This is a genomic window from Pseudomonas sp. LBUM1653, from assembly GCF_059716115.1.
This window is the reverse complement of record NZ_CP166803.1, coordinates 4401861-4421662: the sequence shown is the minus strand read 5'-3', so window position 1 is coordinate 4421662 and position 19802 is coordinate 4401861. Positions and strand designations below refer to the sequence as shown.

Below are 19802 nucleotides of genomic sequence, written 5' to 3'. Positions count from 1 at the left end.
GGATTGAGTGTCGCGCTACAAGATTCATTTGTTAAGTTGATTTTTAATGTTGATTGATAGATAAAACTCAACAATGTAACGCCTTGGAGACAACGACTATGACAGTCAAGCAGATCCGCGCCTTCCTGGCCGTGGCCCAAAGCCTGAGCTTTGCCGTGGCCTGCGAACGCCTGCACCTGTCGCAATCTGCCCTGAGCCTGACCATCAAGGCGCTGGAGGAGGGCCTGGGCGGGCGGCTATTTACTCGCAACACACGCAATGTGGCGCTGACTGCCGAAGGCGAATCGCTGGTGCCGCTGGCGCGTCGCCTGATCGCCGACTGGGACAATGCCGAGGATGAATTGCGTCAGCGTTTCACCCTGCAGCGTGGTCGCGTGACCCTGGCGGCAATGCCGTCGTTCGCGGGCAACCTGCTGCCGCCAATCCTCAAGACCTTCCGCGCCCGGTATCCGAAAGTCAACGTCACGGTTAACGACGTGATCAATGAGCAAGTGCTGGAAATGGTCCGCGATCGTCAGGTGGAGTTGGGTGTGGCATTTGAGCCGACCATGAGTTCGTCGCTGCAATTCACACCACTGTACATCGACCGCTTCGTCGCGGTGGTGCCCCATGATTCGCCACTTGTCGAGCGGGATGAAATCGACTGGCAAACCTTGCTCAAGGAGCCGTTCATTACCTTGCAGCGCCCGTCGACATTGCGGGTGATGCTGGAAGAGCATTTGCAGACGCGAGGCATGAAGCTGCCGGTGGAGTTTGAAAGCCACCAACTGGCGACGGTTGGGCGGATGGTTGCCAGTGGACTGGGGGTGAGCGCAGTGCCGGCCCTGTGCGCGGGGCAGATGCGTGAACTGGGCGCGCATTGCATTACCTTGCGTGACCCGGTGGTGGAGCGGGCGATCGGCGTGCTGACCTTGCCGGGCGGGGAGCTTTCGGCGGCGGCACAGGCGTTGTTTGATGTGCTAAAGGCGCAGGATTTTGCAGGGTAGAGTCTGATCGTTCCCACGCTCTGCGTGGAAATGCAGCCCGGGACGCTCCGCGTCCCAAAGAGCCGAACGCGGAGCGTCCGTTGAGGCATTCCCACGCAGAGCGAGGGAACGATCAGTCAGCGAGCCAGGCGCTGGGCCAGTAATGGAAGCAACTGCTCACACGACCCCTCGATCTTCAGATCCAGCATCCCGTCCGCCCGGGTCTTGCCCAGATTGATCGCCAGCAACGGCTTGCCTTGATCCGCCACCGCGCGGCACAGGCGAAACGCCGAGTACGCCATCAGCGACGAGCCAACCACTAGTAACCCGGCAGCCTTTTCCACCGCGGCCAGCGCTTTCGCCGCGGTTTCCTGCGCGACGTTCTCACCGAAAAAAACCACATCCGGTTTCAACCGTTCGCCGCTGCAAAGGGGGCAGTGCGGTACCTTGAAGCGTGCCTCGAAGGCCGGGTCGAGCAAGGTGTCGCCGTCTGGCGCCTGCACCGCGTCCACGCCGGCGAGGAAGGGGTTCTGGGTCTCCATCAGGTGCTGGATCGAATCCCTCTCGCTGCGTGTTCCGCAGTCCAGACACAGCACCCGGTGCAGGCTGCCATGGAGTTCGATCACGTCATGGCTGCCGGCCTGGTCGTGCAAGGTATCGACGTTCTGCGTGATCAGGCCGCTGATCAGGCGGGTGCTTTGCAAACGGGCGAGAGTCTCGTGGGCCACGTTCGGCTGGGCCTGGCGTACGCGTGGCCAGCCGAGCATCGCCCGCGCCCAGTAACGCCGCCGGGATTCGGGGGCGGAGAGAAACTCCTGGTACATCATCGGTTGCCGGCCACGGCGGACGCCCTGATTGTCGCGATAGTCCGGAATGCCCGACGGCGTGCTGATGCCAGCGCCGGTCAGGACCGCGAACGGCTCGTCGGCCATGAGGGACTGGAAGCGATCCAGTTGTTCATGAATGAGGGGGTCGAGCACGTTTAGCACTCCGCGGTTGAGTGCCTGCAGATTAGCATTCGCCGATCATTGGCTACGACCGTAAAGTATCCCTTGTAGGAGCAAAGCTTGCTCGCGATAGCGATCTTGAGGACGCCATCGCCGGCAAGCCGTGCTCCTACAGTATTTGCGGGGTGTTTATTTACGCGCCTCCAGAATCAGGTTGAACGGCGTTTCCGTGGCCCGGCGGAAACTCGAGAACCCGGCCTCGCTGAACACCTTGCGCAACCGCGCCTCGCCTGCCTGGGCGCCGAGCCCGAGGCCGACTTCCTGGGACAGCGAGTTGGGCGTGCAGATGAAGGTCGAGGCGGCGTAGAACAACCGGCCGACCGGGGTGATGTTGTCGTCCAGCGAGTCATTGGCGAACGGCTCCACCAGCAATACCGTACCGTCTGGCTTCAACGACTCATAGGCGTGTTTGGCCGCGCCCACCGGATCGCCCATGTCGTGCAGGCAGTCGAAGTAGCAGACCAGGTCATAGTCGTCGCCAGGGTAGCTCTTGGCGGTGCCCTGGAAGAACCGCGCGCGGCCAGACACGCCACCTTCTTCGGCGCGCTGGGTGGCGACGGTGACGGACGGCGCGTGGTAGTCGAAGCCGACGAACCGCGAGTCCGGAAATGCCTGGGCCATGATTACCGTCGAAGCGCCATGCCCGCAGCCGACATCTGCCACCTTGGCACCAGCCTCCAGTTTCGCCACCACGCCGTCCAGGGCCGGCAACCATTCGGCGATCAGGTGCGCCTTGTAGCCGGGCCGGAAGAAGCGCTCGGTGCCGCTGAACATGCATGGATGGTGATCGCCCCAGGCCAGGGCGCCGTCGCCGCGCATGGCCTTGACCAGTTTGTCCTTGTCATGGAAAAACGACGCGACCACTCCGACACCCCCCGCGATATAGACCGGAGAGTCTTCGATGGCCAAGGCCAGGGCTTGTTCTTCGGGCAGGCGGAACTGGCCGTCGGTGTGTTCCATGTAGCCAGAGGCGGCGTGGGCGCTCAGCCATTCGCGCACCAGGCGGGGGTTGCAACCGGTCTTGTCGGCGAGTGTTTCAGGGCTGATGGGTTGACTGTCGGCCATGGCCCGGTACAGGCCGAGTTCTTCACCGAGGATGACGTTGGCAAGCATCGCCGCGCCACCCATGTCACCCACCAGTTTGCCCATAAAATCGTTGAGTCTGGCCTCGTCCATCACGTGTGCTCCTTTTGCAGGATCAGGGTCCAGTGGCAGTGTTTATCGAGGCGTTCGCCCCTGGGCGGTGGTCGTGGAATGGACAGGACGATGAGCTCGCCCTGTGTGCATTAAGTTTAGTTGGCGGGGCGTGTAGCGCTGTCCCAAGCGACGAAAGCCCCAATCGCTTGGCACTGAACCCTGTAGGAGCTGCCGAAGGCTGCGATCTTTTGATCTTGATTTCCGGCGGCCTTGAATTCGCTATAGATCAAGATCAACAGATCGCAGCCTTCGGCAGCTCCTACAGGGGATTTGGGTGACGGTGGTATTGCATGTATCTCACTGTATCTAACCAGCCTCTCGATACAGTCCCCCTCAATTCCAGGTCACCCCCGAACACAGACCAGATACAAACCTGCGCTGAACTGTGAAGACCGTTTGACTCCTGCCAAAGCGAGGGTCAGCGCTACTTCCAGGTCGTCGCGGCAGGCGGCCATTCGCTCCTGACATCGAAGGGGATAACAATGACAACGCTTGTGCCTCAACCCACTCTCAACGCCACGCCGGTCGATCGCCTGCGGGTCGATCGCTACACCAACGGCATCATTGGTCCGAGTCAGCCGATGCTCGGCCCGCTGGCCGACGGCGGCACCCTGATCACCGGGACGCCGCCAGGTTGCTGGGGGCCGATGATCACGCCAGCTTTCGAAGGAGGCCATGAAGTGACGCAACCGGTGGCCATCGCCGGGGCGCAAATCGGCGATGCCGTGGCGATCAAGATCAAAAGCATGCGCGTCACATCGCTGGCCACTTCGTCCGGGGTCATGAGCTTCGTCGAAGGGCGCTACAACGGCGATCCGTTCGTCTCCAAGTTCTGTTCCAAGTGCGGCACCGAGCATCCGGCCAGCCATGTCGAAGGCATTGGCGAGGACGCGATTCGCTGCAACCACTGTGGCGCCGAGGTCAGCGCATTTCGCTTCAGCCACGGATATGTGATTGTGTTCGACGCGCAGAATCAGGTCAGCCTGACGGTCAATCAGGACGTCGCCAACCGACTGGCCGGCAATGCCTCCGAGATGTCAGCGCTGCCGGAATTCGCTGCACAGCATTCGATCCTGTCCCTGGCCCGCGCCGATATCCCCGGGGTCGCCGCGCACATGCGGCCGTTCCTCGGCAACATCGGCACCATGCCGTCCCGGGATATTCCCGACTCGCACAACTGTGCCGACTTTGGCCAATACCTGATCAATGCGCCGCACCGTTTCGGCATGACCCGCGAAGAGCTGCACGCGGCCAAGACCGACGGCCACATGGACACCAATTCGATCCGCGAAGGCTGCGTGTTGATCTGCCCGGTGAAAGTGCCGGGGGCCGGCGTGTACATGGGTGACATGCATGCGCAGCAGGGCAACGGCGAGATCGCCGGCCACGCCACCGATTGCTCCGGGGAGACCGAGGTGGTGGTGCAAGTGGTGAAAAACCTGACGCTGGAAGGGCCGATCCTGCTGCAAAACCTTGATGACCTGCCACCGATGGCGCGGCCGATGAATGCCGGGCAGCGCGCGAAAGTCCGTGAGCTGGGCGAGCGTTGGGGCCAGCACGAGATCGAACAGAGCGGCCCGATCACCTTCATCGGCAGCGGCGAGAACCTCAACCTGGCGGTGGAGAACGGCTTGACGCGCGCCGCCGCGGTCACCGGCCTGCCTTATGACGAAGTGCTCAATCGCGCCACCATCACCGGTTCCATCGACATCAGTCGCCTGCCAGGCACTGTGCGCGTGACCTTCCTGTGCCCGATGAATGTCCTGGATCGCATGGGCATTGGCCATCTGGTGCGCGAGAAGTACGACCTGGCGTAATGCCCGGATACGGGTCTGTACCAGAGTGTGTACAGACCCGCTGCCGATACACGGCTTGCCGTTTTCTGTCAGCACGCCACACAGACCCGATACATCGCTTCGATTAACTGTGATGACGTTCTGACAACCCTTGGAATCGACATCATGCAAACCCCTATTTCATCAGCCAAGGCCAGCGCCGGGCTCGGCCTGCGTCGCGGTTTAATCAAGGACCTGCTGGCCGCCCCGGCCGGGCATTTCGACTTTCTCGAAGTCGCACCGGAGAACTGGATCGGCATCGGCGGTGCCCATGGCGCGGCGTTGCGAACCCTGGCCGAGCGCTATCCGTTGTCCTGTCACGGCTTGTCCCTGTCCCTGGGCGGGCCGTCGCCGCTGGATGTCGAATTCCTGCAAGAGGTGCGGGTTTTCCTCGATCACCACAACGTGCCGCTGTACAGCGAGCACCTGAGCTACTGCAGCGATGACGGTCACCTGTATGACCTGTTGCCGTTGCCCTTTACCGAAGAAGCGGTGCATCACGTCGCCGCGCGCATCCGTCAGGCCCAGGACATTCTCGGCCGCCGCCTGGCGGTGGAAAACGTCTCCTACTACGCCGCACCGCAGCAGGACATGGACGAGGTAACGTTCACCAATGCTGTGCTACGCGAAGCCGATTGCGACCTGTTGCTGGACGTCAACAACGTGTACGTCAACTCGATCAACCACGGTTTCGACCCGCGTACCTTCCTGGCCGGAATCGATGCGAACCGTGTGGTGGCCATGCACATTGCCGGGCATTTCGATGAGTCCGACAGCTTGAAAATCGACACCCATGGCGCCTCGGTCAAACCAGCGGTGTGGTCGTTGCTGGCCCAGGCCTATGCCCGATTCGGCGCGCAACCGACTTTGCTTGAGCGCGATTTCAACTTTCCGGCGTTTTCCGAGCTGGTCGCCGAGTTGCAGACCATTCGCCGGTTGCAAACAGAGGAGGTGAGTCGTGGTTAAGCGCTCGTTGCATGAACAGCAAAACAGTATGGGTCTCTACTTGCGTGACCCCGAGCACTACGCACCACCGCCGGAGATGGACCCACTCCGGGCACAGGTTTATCGCGACCTGGTGTTCGCCAACCTGTCGTCATTGATCAGCGGCACCTTTCCGGTACTGGTGAAGATTCTCGGCGACGAGCATTGGCGGGCATTGGTGCGAATCTTCCTGCGCGACTACCGCGCCCACACCCCGAAATTCGGCGAAATCGCCGAGGAATTTGTCGAGTTCCTCGCCTCTGAACCCCCGGCACTGGGCGCTGGTCCATGGCCGCCGTTCATGGTCGAACTGGCGCACTACGAATGGGTGGAAATGGCCCTGCAACAATCCGAGGCCGAGCCGTTGCCCTGGGGCGATGCCGATGGGTTGCTGGATCGTCCGTTGCAGGTTTCGCCATTGGCCTGGCCCTTGGCGTATGCCTGGCCAGTGCAGCGGGTGGGGCCGGATTATCTGCCGGATGTCATGCCGGATCAGCCAGCGCTGTTGTTGGTGCGTCGGGACCTGGATTTCAGTGTGAAGTTTTCTGAATTGAGTCCGTTGGCATTTCGGTTGTTGCAGCGCATCGAGGCGTTTCCCGGGCAAACCGGACTTGCGCAGCTGCAGGGATTGGCAGAGGAGGCGGGAATGACGGGATCTGGGGCGTTCATGGAAAGCGGGCTGGGGTTGTTGCGGCAGATGCAGGGGGAAGGGGTTGTAGGGTACCTGTAGGAGCGAGGCTTGCCCGCGAAGAACGATAACGCGGTGTACCTGGCACACCGCGTTATCGTTCTTCGCGGGCAAGCCTCGCTCCTACGGTAATGCGTTGTCGTTCTTCGCGGGCAAGTCGGATTGCCACCCGCTGGTTTTTACAGGCCACGCAACTTGAGCTCCGCACACAATCCACCACCCTCCCGATTGCTCAACGTCAACGATCCCCCGATCGCCAACGCCAGCTGTTGCGCGATTGCCAACCCTAACCCGGTGCCACCGGTGCTGCGGTTGCGCGAGTTTTCCACGCGGTAGAACGGTTGCATCACCTGGGCCAGTTCCGCTTCGGCAATCCCCGGCCCGCGGTCCATGACCTTCACCGACACGCTGCCATCGGTTTTCTTTTCGACCTGCAGCTCCGCTGCTCCGGCGAATTTGAGCGCGTTGTCCGTCAGGTTCACCAGCACTCGCCGCAAGGCGTGGGGGCGGGTGTCGATGACGGTGATGCTTTTGCCGCTCAGCTGCACTTGCTTGCCCATGTCCTGATAATCGAACACCAGGCTGTCGAGGAACGAATCCAGGTCGGTGCGCCGACTTTCTTCGGTGGCGCCATGGACGCTGCGGGCATACGCCACGCCTTCGCGCACCAGGTGCTCCATCTCGCCCAGGTCGTTGCACAGTTTGTCTTTCTCCACCGAGTCGTCCATGAATTCGGCGCGCAGTTTCATCCGGGTGATCGGCGTTTGCAGATCGTGGGAGATCGCCGCCAGCAGTTGCATGCGTTCTTTGAGGTAGGCGGCGATGCGTGCCTGCATGGCATTGAAGGCCTTGGCGGCGTGGGCCACTTCGGTCGGGCCTTTTTCGTCCAGCAGGACCGGGTGGGTGTTGGGGTCGAGGGTGTCCACGGCTTCGGCGAGGCGGGTGAGGGGGCGGATGGCGATCCGCACGGCCAGCCAGGTGCAGGCAATCATCAGCGCCAATTGCCCGATCAGCACCATGGGTAGCCAAGGCGACAGCGGCACCATCGCAGGCCGCACGTCGATGGTCAACGGGCTGCCGTCCGCCAGTTTGAGGTGGACCTGGAAGTGTTTCGTCGGCCCGGGAATATCGCTGAAGGTCATCGGGTAGTCCTTGCCGATGGAATTCTTGATCGAGGCCATGGCAATCGGTGCTTCGGGCATGTCCGTGTCCATGGAGGTGCCGGGTGAACCTTCATTGAGCAAATAGCGGTAATTGCGCCGGTCCAGTTGTTGCAGCCAACTCGCACGCTCTTCGGCCGGCAGGCGATCGAGGATGGCGATAGAGGTCGAGACGTCAGTCTCCAGGTTGCCGAGCATGGTGTTTTTCGAGCTTTCATAGCGCTCGTAGTACTGCGCACCGAAGGACAGCGCCTGGGCGAGGATCAGGCCGACCAGGAATATCAGCGACAGTCGCGAAGCCAGGGTGCGGGGCCAGCGCATCGACAGGTTCATGCTGGCGCACCGACGATTTCCACCGGCAGGGAAAACACATAGCCCTCGCTGCGCACGGTCTTGATGTAGGCCGGTTCGCGGGCATCGTCCAGCAGGCGCTGGCGCAGGCGGCTGACCAACAGGTCGATGGAGCGATCGAACAGGTCGGCGTCGCGGCCCTGGGTCAGGTTGAGCAATTGGTCGCGATTGAGCACCCGCTGCGGATGATCGAGGAACACCCGCAGCAACCGATACTCGGCGCCGCTGAGGGCGACCATGGTGCCGTCGCCATCGAGCAGGTGCCGGGCGGAGGTGTCCAGGCGCCATCGACCGAAGGCCAGCAAGCGGCTGGATTCGGTCACCACCAGGTTCGGTGGCAGCATGCGCGTGCGGCGCAGTACGGCGTTGATACGTGCCAGCAGTTCACGGGCGGCGAAGGGCTTGACCAGGTAGTCGTCGGCGCCCATTTCCAGGCCGATGATGCGGTCGGTTTCATCGTTGCGCGCGGTGAGCATCAGGACCGGGGTGGCCTTGTGTTTGCCTGCCCGCAGCTCGCGGCAGAGCATCAGGCCATCGTCGCCCGGCATCATGATGTCCAGCACGATCAGGTCCACCGGCGTGGATTCGAGGAAGCTGCGCATCTGCCGGCCATCGGCCACGACCGTGGTGCGCAGGCCGTTTTTCTTCAGGTAGTTGCCCACCAGCTCTCGTATCTCGCGGTCATCGTCAACGATGAGAATGTGATCGACGTGCTCCATGGGGACTTGCCTCTGTCAGTGGGGGATGTCGCACAGTCTATCGAGCCTTGGCCCGCTCGCCCGCCGCCCTTTGTATTGCAGTGTATCTGGCCTGATGGCGGATACACACCGACGCAAAAACGCCAATTTTCCGGGGTTTTGTATCCCTCTGTATCCCGGCCCGGTCCAGATACTTACCGATTTACACGCGCCGGTTCCCGACACATACGGGATACCTCGCAGGCTTCTAATAGGTTCCATCGAGGCAAACCCAAGCGCCTCTACCCAACAAACGAACTACGTATCGAACCTTGAGGAAACCGCCATGAACACTAAAGCCATCTACGCCGCTTGCCTGTTTGCCGCCTTGAACATCTGCACCTTGTCGGCCCGCGCCGAAGCTGATGTTACCCCGATGAGCTACAGCTATGGCACGCACCTGGACATCAAGAAAGTGGTGTCGCTGAAACAGGATGCCTCGCCTTCCTGCGGCGTGGTGAATGCCCAGCTGACCTACCTGGATTCCCAGAGCAAGACCCAGGTCCTGGACTACCGCAAATTTGCTGACAACTGCAGCTCGGACAACTGAGTCCGGCGATCACGCTTAGCGCATTCCAATCGAGCCAGGAAGAACATCATGAACAACGTCACCCGCTTTTTGACCGCCATTGCTTTCTCCGTTGCCGGCGCCGCGGCCCATGCCAACGCCGCTGTAGAACAGCACGCTTGCGGCAGCAGCACTTGCTTTCAGCTGACGCCGGTTGCCGAGAAGGGCGGTGATGCCTTCCTCGCAGAGAACGGTTCCAGCCGCACGCCTCAAGGCAAGTTGCTGGATGGCCAGACGGCCTGAAGCCTGAACACACCGCCGAACCAATGTGGGAGCGAGCCTGCTCGCGAAGGCTGAGGGTCAGTCGACAACGATGTTGAATGTACTGACCTCTTCGCGAGCAGGCTCGCTCCCACAGGGGACGGGTGTGAAATGCCACCCTCTTTTTCAAGGTGATCCCATGTTACTCATCGCTTTCCTGGGCGGCATATTGACCGTCCTCAGCCCCTGCATCCTGCCGGTCGTACCGTTCCTGTTCGCCGGTGCCGACCGTACACGCTCGTCGATCATGCTGACCCTCGGCGGTATGGTCCTGACGTTTGCTCTGATCTCCAGCCTGGCCGTGGTCAGCAGTGAATGGGTTATTCATGCCAGCAATACCGGGCGCCATGTGGCATTGATCGTGATGGTGCTGTTCGCCCTGTCGCTGATCTCCGCTCGGGTCGGCGACTGGTTGGCGCGTCCGTTCGTTGCGCTGGGTAATCGCATCGACCCGAACAGCCGCAAAATGTCCGGCCCACTCAGTTCGGTGATGATCGGCGTTGCTACCGGCCTGCTCTGGGCACCGTGCGCCGGGCCGATCCTCGGGGTGATTCTCACCAGCGCCATGCTGCAGGGCGCGAACGCCGGGACCAGTCTGCTGCTGGTGGCCTACGGCCTGGGTAGCGCATTGTCCCTGGGCACCCTGATCTTCGCCGGTCGTGGCCTGGTTAATCGCTTGAAACCGTCGATCCCGGTCACTGGCTGGCTGCGTCGTGGTGCCGGTGTGGCGGTATTGGCCGGTGCGGCGGTGATTTCCACGGGAGCAAACGATGTGCTGCTGGCCAACACCTCGTCGGAAGGTGTCAGCAGCGTCGAGAAAGGCTTGCTTGAAACAGTGCCAAAAGTCGTCGATTACTTCGTCAGTAAGGTCAAGGCTGAATCCATGGACAACGCTCAAGACGCCATGCCGTCGCTGGCCGGTGCGGTGGAGTGGATCAACTCGCCAGCGCTGACCAACGAGTCGCTGAAAGGCAAAGTTGTGCTGGTGGACTTCTGGACCTTCGACTGCATCAACTGCAAGCACACCCTGCCGTACGTCAAGGACTGGGCGAAGAAGTACGAGAAGGATGGCCTGGTGGTGATCGGCGTGCACACCCCCGAATACGGGTTCGAGCGCATCATCGATAACGTGAAGGACAAGGTGAAGGAATACGGCATCACCTACCCGGTAGCGATCGACAACAACTACGCGATCTGGCGCAACTTCGATAACCAGTACTGGCCCGCTCACTACCTGATCGATGCCAAGGGTCAGGTGCGCTTCACCCACTTCGGTGAAGGTCGCTACGACACCCAGGAAAAGATGATCCAGCAGTTGCTCGAAGAGGCCAAGGCTGACGCCAAGGCCCAGGCTCCAGCGGCCTGACCCTGCTGATCAATGGCTCACAGGCCCAAGGCCGTGGGCCATTGATCGATTGCCCTGACTGCGCCGCCACGCCGCTGGCGGCGCTCCATACTCACGGCGAAAGGCCCGACTGAACGCCGTGTCGGTCTGATAACCCACCTCTTCGGCGATGCGCATCAGCGAACTGTTACTGCTGCGTAACAGGTTGGCCGCCAGCAACATGCGCCATTGCGTCAGGTACTGCATCGGCGTAACCCCCACCAGCTGCGCAAAGCGTTCTGCCAGGACCGATCTTGAGGTGCCGGCAGTGCGCGCCAGTTCATCCAGCGTCCAGGCGTGGCAGGGTTTCTTGTGCAAGGCGTTGAGGGCCGCACCGACGATCCGGTCGCTCACGCCGGCCAGCCAACCGGTTCGACCCTTGCCGTGTTCGTGCATGTACAGGCGCAGCACTTCGATGAACAGCACCTCGGCCAGTTTCGCCAGCACGCCTTCGCCGCCAGGCCTTGGCGATCGCGCTTCGGCTAAGGCATAACGCACCGAAGATTCCAGCCAGATGCCGGCGTTGGAGCCGCGCACATTGACCCTGACCACGGGCGGCAGTCCTGCCAGCAACATGCCGGCCAAGCGCGTGTCGCAGGCCAGGTAGCCGCACACCAGGCGCGTCACCGCGCCGCCACCGCCATAACTCAACTGTCGCGGGCGTCGTGCCAATACTTCGTCGAGCCGCGCACCGCTGGCGGGCGTCAACCCAGGTCGGGAACTCATGCGATGGGCGTGGCCCTGGGGGAAAATCACCACGTCGCCGGGATTGAGCAGCAGCGGCGGATCATCCCCCAGTTCGACGTAGCACTCGCCCTCGGTGATCAAGTGAAAGATCACCACCCGTTCGGCGCCGGGTTCCAGGAACGGTGCCGCCGTGTCTGCGCTCGGCGACTGATAGCACCAGGGCGCGGTGAACCTGGCGTTGATGAAAATCGCGCCGACCAGGCGGACGACGCGCAGGGTCTGTGACAGGGCGTCCATGGGCGTTTTTCCCGTGCGGGGGTTTCTGATTGTGAGCGCGTCACGACATAACGCGAATCCTCCGGACGATCGGGCAGTGTTGGCCGACGATCGGACAGGACGCCGAAGGGCGTCAGAGCGATAGTTCGCACACAGGGTCACTGCCGGTCCTGTCATCAATAACAAAAAAGTGAGGTTGCCATGCCCAAGTTCGTCATTGAACGCGAGATTCCAGGCGCCGGAGCACTGTCAGAAAGGGATTTGAAAGCCGTCTCGCAAAAGTCCTGCAGGGTGTTGCGCGAGTTGCCAGAGGTGCAATGGCTGCAGAGTTATGTCACAGGCGACAAATTGTACTGCGTGTACATCGCGCCTAACGAGGAGCTCATCAGGGAGCATGCCAGGCAGGGCGGTTTCCCGGCCAATCGCATTTCCCAGGTCATGAACATCATCGATCCCACCACGGCTGAGTAAGCGTGCGCCCGATCCTGTTCCAACCCAGAGATCGTCTCCATGAGTACACCCATTGATCTTACTGCCCTGAAAACCCGTCAAATGGCCGCTTGGGCCAGTGGCGACTACGCCGTGATCGGCACCACCTTGCAGATCGTCGGTGAGCAACTGGCCGAGGCCTGCGACCTGTTGTGCGATGAGCAGGTGCTGGACGTTGCCGCCGGCAACGGTAATGCGACCTTGGCCGCGGCGCGTCGCGGTTGCAAGGTGATGTCCACCGACTACGTGGCCGCACTGCTCGAACGCGGCGAAGACCGCGCCCGTGCGGAACGCCTGAACGTGACCTTTCAGTTGGCTGACGCCGAAGCGCTGCCTTTCGCCGATGCCAGTTTCGACGCCGTGCTTTCAACCTTCGGTGTGATGTTTGCACCCGACCAGGCCAAGGCCGCCTCGGAGCTGGCGCGAGTGTGTCGCCCGGGTGGCCGGATCGGCCTGGCCAACTGGACGCCGGAAGGTTTCGTCGGCCAGATATTCAAGACCCTGGGCCGGCACATGCCGCCACCGCTGGGCGCGCAACCGCCGTCGCAGTGGGGCACTGAAGCCTGGCTGCACAAGCACTTCGACGAGCGCGACTTCGTGGTGCAGGTGACTCGCCGGACCTTCAACTTCCGCTATCGCTCGGCCGAGCATTTCATCGACACCTTCCGCAGCTGGTACGGTCCGATCCACAAGGCCTTCGCGGCGCTGCCCCCCGATGGCGCCAAGGCCCTGGAAGACGACCTGACCGAACTGCTCAACCGCCTGAACCGGGCGGGCGACAAGTCGATGGTGGTGCCCAGTGAATACCTGGAGGTGGTGATCACAAGGCGTTGAGGCGCCGACCCTGTAGGAGCCAGCGGTGCGGCGATCCGACTTGCCGGCGAAGGCGTCTTTGAGCATTGCGTTGGCTTTCGGACGCCTTCGCCGGCAAGCCTGGCTCCTACGTCGGGCGGTCATTCATCCAGCCGCTCGGTGTACACCACCCACACACTGCAGGGCATTTTGTACAGCAGGTGCTCCACCGTGCTACCGATCAAGCGCCCCATGCCGCGATGGCCGAGACGGCCCATGACGATCACATCGACGTCGAAGGCATCGGCGTAGCGGGTCAGGACCTTGGCCGGGTTGCCCATGATCATGTGTCGTTGCGGTTCTGCGATGCCATTGCGTTGGGCCAGTTCGTTGAACGCTTCCAGCTGTGCGTCATACAGCGTCTTGTTGCGGGTCGAGGAAAAAAACGCCGAGCCGTTGTCAAAGCCGAATTCGTCCGAACTGATGGACGAAAGGTCATAGGCGTAGACCACATCGAGTTCGGCATTGCAGGCAGTCGCCAGCTTCGTGGCCTCATGCAGGATGCGGTCGTTGAAACTCTTGTAGTGATCATCACGATGGAAGGGGTCGACGGCGGCGACGACTTTGCGTGGCAGCGCGTTGACCGCGTGGCTGACGAAGTGTAACGGCACCGGACACTCACGCAGCAGATGCACGTCCAGCGGGGTGAAGATCAGCCGCGACAGCAACGACTGGTGTTCCAGCGCCTTGATCAGCACGTCCATCGGCTGTTCCTTGAGGTGAATCAGGATTTCCTCCAGCGGGTTTTCCACCCACGCCACTTCCGTTGTGACGGTTACGCCGATTTTGCGCAGGGGCCGGGCCTGGTCCTCCAGCCACAGACGGTGGCGATCGACGTAACCCAGGCGCATCTGTTCCAGCGCCTTTTCATTGACCATGCCAGCCGTGGCCAGGCCTTCCAGATAGTCGAAGGCCACGATATGCAGCGCCGCGCCCTCCGCCTTGGCCAGCGCGGCCGCCCGGTCGAAGGCGGGGCTGTGTTCCATCAACGGCGAAGTCACCAGCATGAAGCGAGATTGACCAGACATGACAAACCTCCCGTGGGGTAGAGACGGCGGTTGCTTGGTTTGGCTTCAATCTTTGAGTATTGACCATGCTGGGGGGGATGTAGCGAATCAAGCGATCAGGCCGGCCGGAAGGCTGCGTCGCTATGGCTATTGATCTTCTTGCCTCCTCACGCCGTCAATCTGTGACTACCTCCATTGGCGCCTCTACCAACGTTGATCCATGCCGCGTCAAAGCCTGTGGGGATTGTTGTCTGAGTACATATCCATTGCTGCGGTAACGGCCACTAATGGTTTCGCCCTTACGGCGACTCACTTTTCCAAACGCCGGAATGCCGGCCCAGCGAAAAGTAAGCAAAAGGCTTTGCCCCACCACTCGGTGCCTCGCCTAGGCTCGGCATGCCCTCACTCCGGCATTGCTCCGTGGGTCGCCGCGATGGGCCGTCCCTGGCCCAGCGCGGCTAAACCGGCGTCCTGCCGGTTTACCCACTGCGCAATGCCTGCGTTCGGCCATCGTGGTTTAACGGGGCGCCCAAATCTAAAGCCAAAGCGAGGCGGCCTGACAGCCGACCTGACTTTTACGGATACCCCCAATCCCCTGTGGGAGCGAGCCTGCTCGCGATGGACGTCAACGATTACGCGCCCTGTCTGGATGATCGCGTTGTCCGGACGTTTTTCGCGAGCAGGCTCGCTCCCACAATTGGATCGCGGACAGACCTGCAATCAGGTCGGCTTTAAGGCCGCCTCGCTCTGCTTTGGCTTTTGATTTTCTTGCCACATCGAGAGGCCGAGTGGAGGTTCTGCGCAGTGGGCAACCCGGCATGGATGCCGGGTTAGCCGCCCCCGGCCATGAATGGCCGATGGCGGCGGGCCCACGGAGCAGGACCGGAGCGAGGGCATGCCGAGCATTAGCGAGGCACCGAACGCCAGGGGCAAGAGCCCTTGGTTACTTGGGGCTCTTCCAAGTGACTCGCTAATGAAATGGCTACCCCCGCCGCCCCCGGTGATCGCCCACTAAGCTTTCACCGGGGGCTCACCGGAGACCATTGCCATGAACAAAGTAGCTATTGCCGCCATCGACCTGGGAAAACACACCTTTCATTTGCATGCTCAAGATGATCGCGGGCATGAGCTCTACCGCAAAAAATTTACGCGTACCGCGCTCATCCAGCATCTGGCAAATGTCGAGCCTTGCACCGTGGTGATGGAAGCCTGTGGCGGAGCCCATTTCATGGCACAGGAGGTCGCAAAGCTTGGACATTTACCCAAGCTCATTGCCCCTCATCTTGTACGTCCCTACGTGAAAAGCAACAAAAACGACTTCGCCGATGCCGAAGCGATCTGCGAGGCAGCGACTCGCCCGACGATGCGCTTTGTGCCGCCCAAAACCCAGACCCAGCAGGTGCTGGCCATGTCCAACTCGATACGCGATGCGTTCATCAAGGATCGCACCGCAACCGCCAATCGGATTCATGCAGCCCTTCTGGAGGTTGGCGTCAGCCTGGCCCCCGGCTTCAAATCGATCAACACTCTGCCGGCGCTGCTTGAGGCGAGTTCAATGTCTGAGCCCTTCAAAAAAAATCTGACGAGGCTGTATCGACATTTCAAGAATCTGGAAGAGGAGATCAAGTCGCTGGACAAGGAGTTGCAATGCCAGGCCGCTGAAGATGATCTGGCATCTCGCTTGATGACCATGCCGTGCGTCGGCCCGATCACCTCCACCGTCCTGGCCGCCGAGTTGGGCGATGGCAAACAGTTCAAATGCGGCCGAGGCTACTCGGCCTCAATCGGCCTGGTGCCCAAGCAGCATTCCACGGGTGGCAAGAGCGTGTTGTTGGGCATCAGCAAGCGCGGAGATCGCAACCAGCGACGCTTGCTGGTCCAGTGCGCCCGGGTGTACCTGATGCATCTGGACCACCAGAAAGGCTGGCTGGCGGACTGGGTCCGGCAGCTACTGGCCCGCCATCATTCCAACCACGTGGTTTGCGCGCTGGCCAACAAGCTGGCGAGGATCGCCTGGGCGATTGCGGCACACCGTACTGAATTCGATGCAGGGCCAAGCGCGATGAACGCCTGACCCTGCTGTCACCCGAGCACCACCCACCTGGTTTTGCGATGCTGGATAACTGATGACGTGAACGGCCAACCGGCCTGACGACAACCCTGGGCTCTTACACGGCTGAAAGGCCGTCTCGCTAATAAGGATCGTTGGGCATCGATTCTCATCGAGGCGCGGGGCGACACCCCCACTCAGACGCCGAATAGATGAAAGCAAGCCAAACACGCATCAAAAACAGTATTGCAGAAAAGGGGGTAACCATAGATGTAAGAGCGAAACCCTAAGTGGCCGTTACCGCAGCAATGGATATGTACACCTGAAAAAAATGGTCGGCTGTCAGGCCGCCATCGCGAGCAAGCTCGCTCCCACAGTAGATCGAGTACATCCGCGAGCAACTGGTCGGCTATAAGGCCGCCATCGCTGCGATGCGGCGACCCGACAAGCCAGCTCCCTACAGTAGTAGATCGGGTACATCCCGCGAGAGTGGCAGGCGAGATACCTAGACAACCTCCGCCCCCCGTGTCTCAAGCAACTCGCGCAGCACCGACCGATGACAATGCGCTTCCTCCTCGCAATAACACCCCACGGCCAGAGAGGTGTGATGCGAAAGGGCCGCCAGCAGATCGAGCAACTGACTGGGGGCAGGGTGGTTCATTTCGGCCTTGAACTTGCGGCTGAACGCATTCCAGGCCTTGTCGTCTTCAGCGGCCTGGGCCTGGTGTACCAGCTCCGGGCTGGGCGACAGCAGTGGCTGCCACACGTCGTAGAAATCCCGGCTGGCAAACTCGGCCTTCGGTACGCCACGGGGTGGCCGGCGCACAGTGCCCAGGCGCAGGCCTTCGTCGGGTTTTCGCGGGGAGCCGAGCCGCACGATATGGATAGGCATGGCGTCATTTGAGCCGCGATTCGTCGAACCACTCAAGCGCCGTACGCCAGAAGCAGATTCCCAGGAAGTACGCCGACATCAGCAACCAAAGCCCCATGACCATGGGATTGATCACGGGGTGGTTGATCACCAGCGACAGGCTGCACAGCAGCCAGATTGCCGTCACGGCGATGTTGATCGGCATGAAGCGGCGCACGCGGAACGGATGCAGGAATTTCATGCGGGTGAGGGTCAACAGCGCCAGGCCGATCACGGTCAGGAAGGTGATCCAGGGTGACGGCGCGATGATGTACAGGCACAGGGCAACCACGTTCCACGCGGCGGGGAAGCCCTGGAAATAGTTATCCTTGCTTTTCATGTTGACGTTGCAGAAGCAGAACAGCGACGACACCAGGATCAGTGACACGGTCAGCAACAGCGTGTAGTCCGGCAACGGGATGTAGCGATAGATGAACAGTGCCGGGATGAACACATAGGTCAGGTAGTCGATCACCAGGTCAAGAATCGAACCGTCGAAGCTTGGCAACACTGACTGCACATTGACCTTGCGCGCCAGCGCGCCGTCCAGTCCATCGACGATCAGGGCCACACCCAGCCACAGCAGGCAACTGGTCGGCTGGTTATCGAGCAGGGCGAGGGTCGCGAGGAAGGCAGTGACCACGCCGGTGGCGGTAAATCCATGGGCACCCCATGCTTTGAGCCTGGCGATGTGTAGGGTCGATATCACGGGGGCGTTCTCCAGAAAGTGAAGCAAGCCAGTCAACGCCCTCATCTAGCGGGCGGCGGCAAACCGGGGTGGGGATGCAGGTATCGACCGGGTATCCGGGAATAAGGTTCACCCCCTATGAATCTTAGCTGCGCCATAAAAAATGCCCCGGATAAATCCGCGGTGTGTCAGCCAGACGGTGGTAGCACATTTACGCGCGAGGACTATCGTTGTCTGACTGGATAACTCCCATCGATGAGGACGTCGTCATGAACACCAGCGATCTGCTCGAACAATTACTGCGGGCCGGCCAGGGCTCGATGGCGCAAAGGGGCGGCGGGGGGGCGTCGGCTCAAGGTGGCCTGGGTGACCTGGGCGGACTGCTCGGCGGCCTGTTGGGCGGTGGCGGCGCCAGCAATGCCGGCGCGGGTAGCATGGGCGGTATGGGCGGTATGGGCGGCCTGGGCGGCTTGCTCGGTGGCTTACTGGGCGGGGGTTCGCCGATGGGCGGTGCAGCGCAATCGCGTTCCAGGGGTGGTACCAATTATGCAGCGCTGGCTTCGCTGGGGATGATGGCATTCCAGGCCTATCAGGCCTGGCAACGCAGCCAGGCCGCGCAGCAACAACAGGCGCCGCAACAGGCAATGCGTACGGTGGACATGTTGGCGGGACCCGAAGTCGAGGAACACAGCCATGCGATCCTGCGTGCATTGATAGCGGCGGCCAAGGCCGATGGCCGGTTCGACGACACTGAGAAGCAGATGATCAATGCCGAAATCGCCCGGCACACCGATGATCCGCAGTTGCAGCAGTGGCTTGATGAGGAAGTCGCTAAACCGCTTGACCCTGCCGAGGTGGCACAGTCGGCAACCGACTCCGGCATGGCCGCCGAGATGTACCTGGCCAGCGTGATGCTGGTGGACGATCAACAGGATGCCGAGCGCAGTTATCTGGATGAACTGGCGGCGGCGCTGAGCATCGAGCCGGATTTGCAGGTGCATCTGGAACAGCAGGCCCACGGCAAAGCTTGACGGCCCCTGTAGGAGCTGCCGAAGGCTGCGATCTTTTGATCTTGATTTTCATGGGGCCCGAGAAGATCGAGATCAAAAGATCGCAGCCTGCGGCAGCTCCTACAGGGGTCGGGGACTATCAGGAAGTCTGTGGTTCGGGCACCAGGAACGTCACGCCAAAGCGCTTGGCCACCTCGAATATCCGCGGCAGATCCTCGGGTACCTTGAACTGGTCCATCGCCGTAAAAAACTGCCCGCCACGCGGATCGGAGACCACGCCGATCATCTTTGCGGTGGGACTGACGTTCTTGTAGGCATGGATCGACCCGGCAGGAATATGCACATAGCCCCCGGCCGAGACGGTGGTGGATGTGCCTTCGACGGTCACTTCGACCTGGCCATCCACCACGTAGAACGCTTCGTCCCAAGGGTGAAAGTGCGGGGGCGGGCCGCCGCCTTGCACGCCTTCCTGGATATGCATTTCAAAGGGTTTGCTCAGATCGCCGCCGGCTAGGACAGTGATCGTTTCGCCGACGACATTGACCGATGCCGGAGGGGCCTGGAGGACGTGAACCGTGCGCATGATTGCTCTCCGCAGATGAGGCAGCACCCGCCGATTGTATGCTCTTGAACGCTTGCCGACAGCCGTGGCACGGGGCCGTCTGTCCGGGCAATTTCGACGGCGATGGAATTTTT

20 protein-coding genes are annotated in these 19802 nt (G+C 61.3%); 11 read left to right on the top strand and 9 right to left on the bottom strand.

Going from position 1 to position 19802, the window contains the following annotated elements; translation table 11 throughout:
• The first annotated feature begins 98 nt into the window (after window positions 1–98).
• Window positions 99–986, top strand: a complete 888-nt coding sequence (locus tag ACA054_RS19695; protein ID WP_497685752.1) for a LysR family transcriptional regulator — start codon at window positions 99–101, stop codon at window positions 984–986.
• Window positions 987–1102: 116 nt separating this feature from the next.
• On the opposite strand, the gene ACA054_RS19690 is transcribed toward ACA054_RS19695, so the two are convergent.
• The gene (locus tag ACA054_RS19690; RefSeq protein WP_497685751.1) at window positions 1103–1945 is read right to left on the bottom strand and encodes an NAD-dependent protein deacetylase; all 843 of its coding nucleotides are present in this window, start codon (window positions 1943–1945) and stop codon (window positions 1103–1105) included.
• 156 nt (window positions 1946–2101) lie between these two features.
• Window positions 2102–3148 (bottom strand): class I SAM-dependent methyltransferase, encoded by a 1047-nt coding sequence (locus ACA054_RS19685; protein ID WP_497685750.1) that lies wholly within the window; start codon window positions 3146–3148, stop codon window positions 2102–2104.
• Between the two features lie 503 nt (window positions 3149–3651).
• On the opposite strand from ACA054_RS19685, the gene ACA054_RS19680 reads away from it, so the two are divergent.
• From ACA054_RS19680 to ACA054_RS19670, 3 genes are all read left to right on the top strand, one after another.
• Entirely contained in the window at window positions 3652–4986 is a 1335-nt protein-coding gene (locus ACA054_RS19680) for an acetamidase/formamidase family protein (RefSeq protein ID WP_497685749.1), read from the top strand.
• Between the two features lie 144 nt (window positions 4987–5130).
• On the top strand, window positions 5131–5970 hold the full coding sequence (locus ACA054_RS19675) for an HvfB family MNIO-type RiPP peptide maturase (RefSeq protein ID WP_497685748.1): 840 nt from the start codon (window positions 5131–5133) through the stop codon (window positions 5968–5970).
• Window positions 5963–6718 carry an HvfC family RiPP maturation protein gene (locus ACA054_RS19670; RefSeq protein WP_497685747.1) on the top strand — a complete coding sequence of 252 codons (756 nt, stop codon included), beginning with the start codon at window positions 5963–5965 and terminating at the stop codon, window positions 6716–6718. Before ACA054_RS19675 ends, ACA054_RS19670 begins: the two co-directional genes overlap by 8 nt.
• Window positions 6719–6855: 137 nt before the next feature.
• Here the strand turns inward: ACA054_RS19670 and ACA054_RS19665 are convergent, their stop codons facing one another.
• Window positions 6856–8169 carry an ATP-binding protein gene (locus ACA054_RS19665; RefSeq protein WP_497685746.1) on the bottom strand — a complete coding sequence of 438 codons (1314 nt, stop codon included), beginning with the start codon at window positions 8167–8169 and terminating at the stop codon, window positions 6856–6858.
• Window positions 8166–8906, bottom strand: a complete 741-nt coding sequence (locus ACA054_RS19660) for a response regulator (RefSeq protein WP_008063067.1) — start codon at window positions 8904–8906, stop codon at window positions 8166–8168. The genes ACA054_RS19665 and ACA054_RS19660 overlap by 4 nt, the downstream gene beginning before the upstream one ends.
• 304 nt (window positions 8907–9210) lie before the next feature.
• Between ACA054_RS19660 and ACA054_RS19655 the strand changes: the two genes are divergently transcribed.
• From ACA054_RS19655 to ACA054_RS19645, 3 genes are all read left to right on the top strand, one after another.
• Complete coding sequence (locus ACA054_RS19655; RefSeq protein ID WP_497685745.1) at window positions 9211–9474, top strand: DUF2790 domain-containing protein; 264 nt, start codon at window positions 9211–9213, stop codon at window positions 9472–9474.
• A gap of 48 nt (window positions 9475–9522) precedes the next feature.
• Window positions 9523–9735 (top strand): hypothetical protein, encoded by a 213-nt coding sequence (locus ACA054_RS19650; protein WP_497685744.1) that lies wholly within the window; start codon window positions 9523–9525, stop codon window positions 9733–9735.
• Window positions 9736–9892: 157 nt separating this feature from the next.
• Window positions 9893–11119, top strand: a complete 1227-nt coding sequence (locus ACA054_RS19645) for a cytochrome c biogenesis protein DipZ (protein WP_497685743.1) — start codon at window positions 9893–9895, stop codon at window positions 11117–11119.
• 9 nt (window positions 11120–11128) lie between these two features.
• Here the strand turns inward: ACA054_RS19645 and ACA054_RS19640 are convergent, their stop codons facing one another.
• Window positions 11129–12121, bottom strand: a complete 993-nt coding sequence (locus ACA054_RS19640) for an AraC family transcriptional regulator (protein WP_497685742.1) — start codon at window positions 12119–12121, stop codon at window positions 11129–11131.
• 180 nt (window positions 12122–12301) lie between these two features.
• On the opposite strand from ACA054_RS19640, the gene ACA054_RS19635 reads away from it, so the two are divergent.
• The gene (locus tag ACA054_RS19635) at window positions 12302–12571 is read left to right on the top strand and encodes a DUF4242 domain-containing protein (protein ID WP_008063076.1); all 270 of its coding nucleotides are present in this window, start codon (window positions 12302–12304) and stop codon (window positions 12569–12571) included.
• Between the two features lie 39 nt (window positions 12572–12610).
• On the top strand, window positions 12611–13423 hold the full coding sequence (locus ACA054_RS19630) for a class I SAM-dependent methyltransferase (RefSeq protein WP_497685741.1): 813 nt from the start codon (window positions 12611–12613) through the stop codon (window positions 13421–13423).
• Between the two features lie 119 nt (window positions 13424–13542).
• On the opposite strand, the gene ACA054_RS19625 is transcribed toward ACA054_RS19630, so the two are convergent.
• Entirely contained in the window at window positions 13543–14469 is a 927-nt protein-coding gene (locus tag ACA054_RS19625) for a universal stress protein (RefSeq protein ID WP_497685740.1), read from the bottom strand.
• Window positions 14470–15496: 1027 nt separating this feature from the next.
• Between ACA054_RS19625 and ACA054_RS19620 the strand changes: the two genes are divergently transcribed.
• Window positions 15497–16522: an IS110 family RNA-guided transposase gene (locus ACA054_RS19620; RefSeq protein ID WP_497685739.1), complete on the top strand. Its 1026-nt coding sequence runs from the start codon at window positions 15497–15499 to the stop codon at window positions 16520–16522.
• 481 nt (window positions 16523–17003) lie between these two features.
• Here the strand turns inward: ACA054_RS19620 and ACA054_RS19615 are convergent, their stop codons facing one another.
• A complete protein-coding gene (locus ACA054_RS19615; RefSeq protein WP_497685738.1) occupies window positions 17004–17390 on the bottom strand; it encodes a DUF488 domain-containing protein in 387 nt (128 codons plus the stop codon).
• Window positions 17391–17394: 4 nt separating this feature from the next.
• On the bottom strand, window positions 17395–18117 hold the full coding sequence (gene pcsA / locus ACA054_RS19610; protein WP_497639340.1) for a phosphatidylcholine synthase: 723 nt from the start codon (window positions 18115–18117) through the stop codon (window positions 17395–17397).
• 248 nt (window positions 18118–18365) lie between these two features.
• Between pcsA and ACA054_RS19605 the strand changes: the two genes are divergently transcribed.
• Complete coding sequence (locus ACA054_RS19605) at window positions 18366–19127, top strand: DUF533 domain-containing protein (protein WP_497685737.1); 762 nt, start codon at window positions 18366–18368, stop codon at window positions 19125–19127.
• Window positions 19128–19245: 118 nt separating this feature from the next.
• On the opposite strand, the gene ACA054_RS19600 is transcribed toward ACA054_RS19605, so the two are convergent.
• Complete coding sequence (locus ACA054_RS19600; protein WP_497685736.1) at window positions 19246–19689, bottom strand: cupin domain-containing protein; 444 nt, start codon at window positions 19687–19689, stop codon at window positions 19246–19248.
• Window positions 19690–19802: the final 113 nt, after the last annotated feature.